The sequence below is a fragment of the Lutibacter sp. genome, assembly GCF_041596795.1.
In the GTDB taxonomy this organism is placed as follows: domain Bacteria; phylum Bacteroidota; class Bacteroidia; order Flavobacteriales; family Flavobacteriaceae; genus Lutibacter.
This window is the reverse complement of the sequence record NZ_JBFHHX010000251.1, coordinates 1-2510: the sequence shown is the minus strand read 5'-3', so window position 1 is coordinate 2510 and position 2510 is coordinate 1. Positions and strand designations below refer to the sequence as shown.

The 2510-nt window shown below is 28.0% G+C and carries 3 protein-coding genes and 1 tRNA gene; 2 read left to right on the top strand and 2 right to left on the bottom strand.

Features of this window, described 5'->3' with window-relative positions:
* Positions 1-33: 33 nt before the first annotated feature.
* On the bottom strand, positions 34-465 hold the full coding sequence (locus ABY298_RS15980) for a GNAT family N-acetyltransferase (protein WP_372747038.1): 432 nt from the start codon (positions 463-465) through the stop codon (positions 34-36).
* Positions 466-782: 317 nt separating this feature from the next.
* Between ABY298_RS15980 and ABY298_RS15975 the strand changes: the two genes are divergently transcribed.
* A tRNA-Gly gene (locus tag ABY298_RS15975) sits at positions 783-855 on the top strand.
* A gap of 36 nt (positions 856-891) precedes the next feature.
* Here the strand turns inward: ABY298_RS15975 and ABY298_RS15970 are convergent.
* Entirely contained in the window at positions 892-1536 is a 645-nt protein-coding gene (locus ABY298_RS15970) for a rhomboid family intramembrane serine protease (RefSeq protein ID WP_372747037.1), read from the bottom strand.
* 95 nt (positions 1537-1631) lie between these two features.
* On the opposite strand from ABY298_RS15970, the gene ABY298_RS15965 reads away from it, so the two are divergent.
* Positions 1632-2510 (top strand): lysophospholipid acyltransferase family protein (locus tag ABY298_RS15965; RefSeq protein WP_372747036.1); only part of this gene is annotated, 879 nt, incomplete at its 3' end.

The window sequence follows — 2510 nt, the reverse complement described above, 5'->3', positions numbered from 1 at the left end:
GCCACAATATATAAACAACAATACTTTCTCACTTTATAAATATTTAAACATTACGTAGTGATCTCCTATTAACTTTACATCAAACTTTTCACCAAAAGTTTTCATTCCTAGTTTTTCGTAAAATGGAACTGCTATTTCACGGGCATTACACCACAAACAATTTATATTTAATCCTTTTAAAATTTCGTACGATTTCTCTACCATTAATTTACCAGCACCAATACCTTGATATTCTTGTAACGTTGCCATCCCTCTTAATTGGTACTGGGCTCCTTTAAAAGAAGGATAATCAGATTTCATATAGCTAGAAACAGCAATTAACACGTTATTTTTAAACGCTCCTAAATGAAAAGTACTTTCGTCAAAATCTCCGTTAAACTTATGTGGTAAAGGAATATTTTTACGTAATACTTCCAATCGAATTGAATAGGTGTCTTCAGTCTTAATTTTTTTGATTTCAATCATATTATACATCTATTAAAACCATTCATTAGCAATTTTATGTTTTAAGCAACGCTAAATTTACACTTTTTTCTTTCATAAAATATTTTTTTTTAAAATAATCTAACTTCATTTATTTTTAAACTATATTATTCCTCTTTTTACAGAAAAATGAGCTAAATAATTTACCTTTTTAAAAAAGACTATTAAAAATTTACACTTTATAATTTTTGTAACTTTAAGTGTATAAATCACTTAGAATTTATTCTATAAAAAAATGAAAAAAAATGAAGAAATTTGTTGCAATAATGCAAATTGATTGTATATTTGCAACCGTTAATGCGAGAGTAGCTCAGTTGGTAGAGCTTCAGCCTTCCAAGCTGACTGTCGCCGGTTCGAGCCCGGTCTCTCGCTCAAAAAAAAAGCCAAACTTTTGTTTGGCTTTTTTTATTACTTTAATTTATGTCCAAATACAAGTAGCAATACAATTGGAATTCCTAAAAGCACAACAGTAAAAGTGCTTTGTAAAAAAGCATTAGGAAATACTAATAACAATAATGCATAACCACCAATTGCACCTCCTAAATGCGCTGAATGACCAATATTCCCAATTTGTTTTTTCATTCCATAAATAGAATAAAGTAAATATCCAACTCCAAAAATATAACCCGGAATAGGAATTGGTAATGGAAACATAAATAAACTCATTCCAGGATTCACTAAAATAGATGCGTAAATAATACCTGCAACCGCTCCAGAAGCTCCTACTGCTGTATAATACAGTTCATTTTTATGATACGTTAGTGTTAATAAACTACCTGCTATTAAACTTCCAAAATAGATAATTAAAAATTTTATAATGCCCAATTTTATAATAATTACTGGAGCAAAAATGTACAAAACATACATATTTAATAAAAGGTGAATATAATCTACGTGTAAAAACCCTGAGGTTAACATTCGTAACTTTTCACCTCTGTTAATAGCCGCAATTTGAAATTTATATTTATCAAAAAATAAACGGTCGCTAAAACCTTTTATAGAAGCCCCTACATTTGCAATAATTAGTAGTAATAAAACCTTGTCTATATTCATTTTAAAAAATTATGTTGAACGAAAATATGAAATTTTAACGATATTGAATTCCTTTTGAGTAAGTATTAAAAATTAATTCGATATTTGCAGCTATTATGATAAACTTTTTAATTTACATTCTAGTTTACCCAATTGTTTGGTTAATCTCCATTTTACCATTTAGAGTGTTATATACTATTTCTGATGGTATTTATATACTAATTTATTACGTAATTGGTTATAGAAAAAAAGTAGTTTTAACTAATTTAAATTTAGCATTCCCTGAAAATTCTTTAAAGGAAAACTTAAAACTTCGTAAACAATTTTACCATCATTTTGTAGATGTATTTATTGAAATGATTAAATCGTTTACCGTATCAAAAGAAGAAGTTTATAAGCGCTATAAATTTCCAAATATTCATTTTTTTGATGAATTATATAAAGATGGAAAAAGTGTAATTTTGGTTGGTGCTCATTATGCCAACTGGGAATGGATTATGAGCCTAGATTCATTTGTTAATTATCAGGGTTATGCTGCATATACAAAAGTAAGCAATCCTTATTTTAACAATAAAGTATTAAAATCTAGAGCTAAATTTGGTACTAATTTAATTCAAACTGCTAAGGTAGTTGGAGAAATTCAGCACAATCAAATAAATAAAATTCAGGCAATGTATGGCTTGCTAAGCGATCAATCTCCACAAATAAAAAAAACGTTTTATTGGCGTGAATTTTTAGGCGTAAAGGTTCCAATTCATACAGGAGCTGAAATGTTAGCCAAAAGATTTGATATGAATATGGTTTTTATGGAGGTGAAAAAAATTAAAAGAGGCTACTACGAAACTACTTTTAGTTTAATTACTAATGATGCCAAAAAATATCCAGATTATGCTTTAACCGATATTTATTTAGATAAAGTTGAACAACAAATCCGTTCCAATCCACAATATTATTTTTGGACTCACAGGCGTTTTAAACATAAAGACAAAGCACCT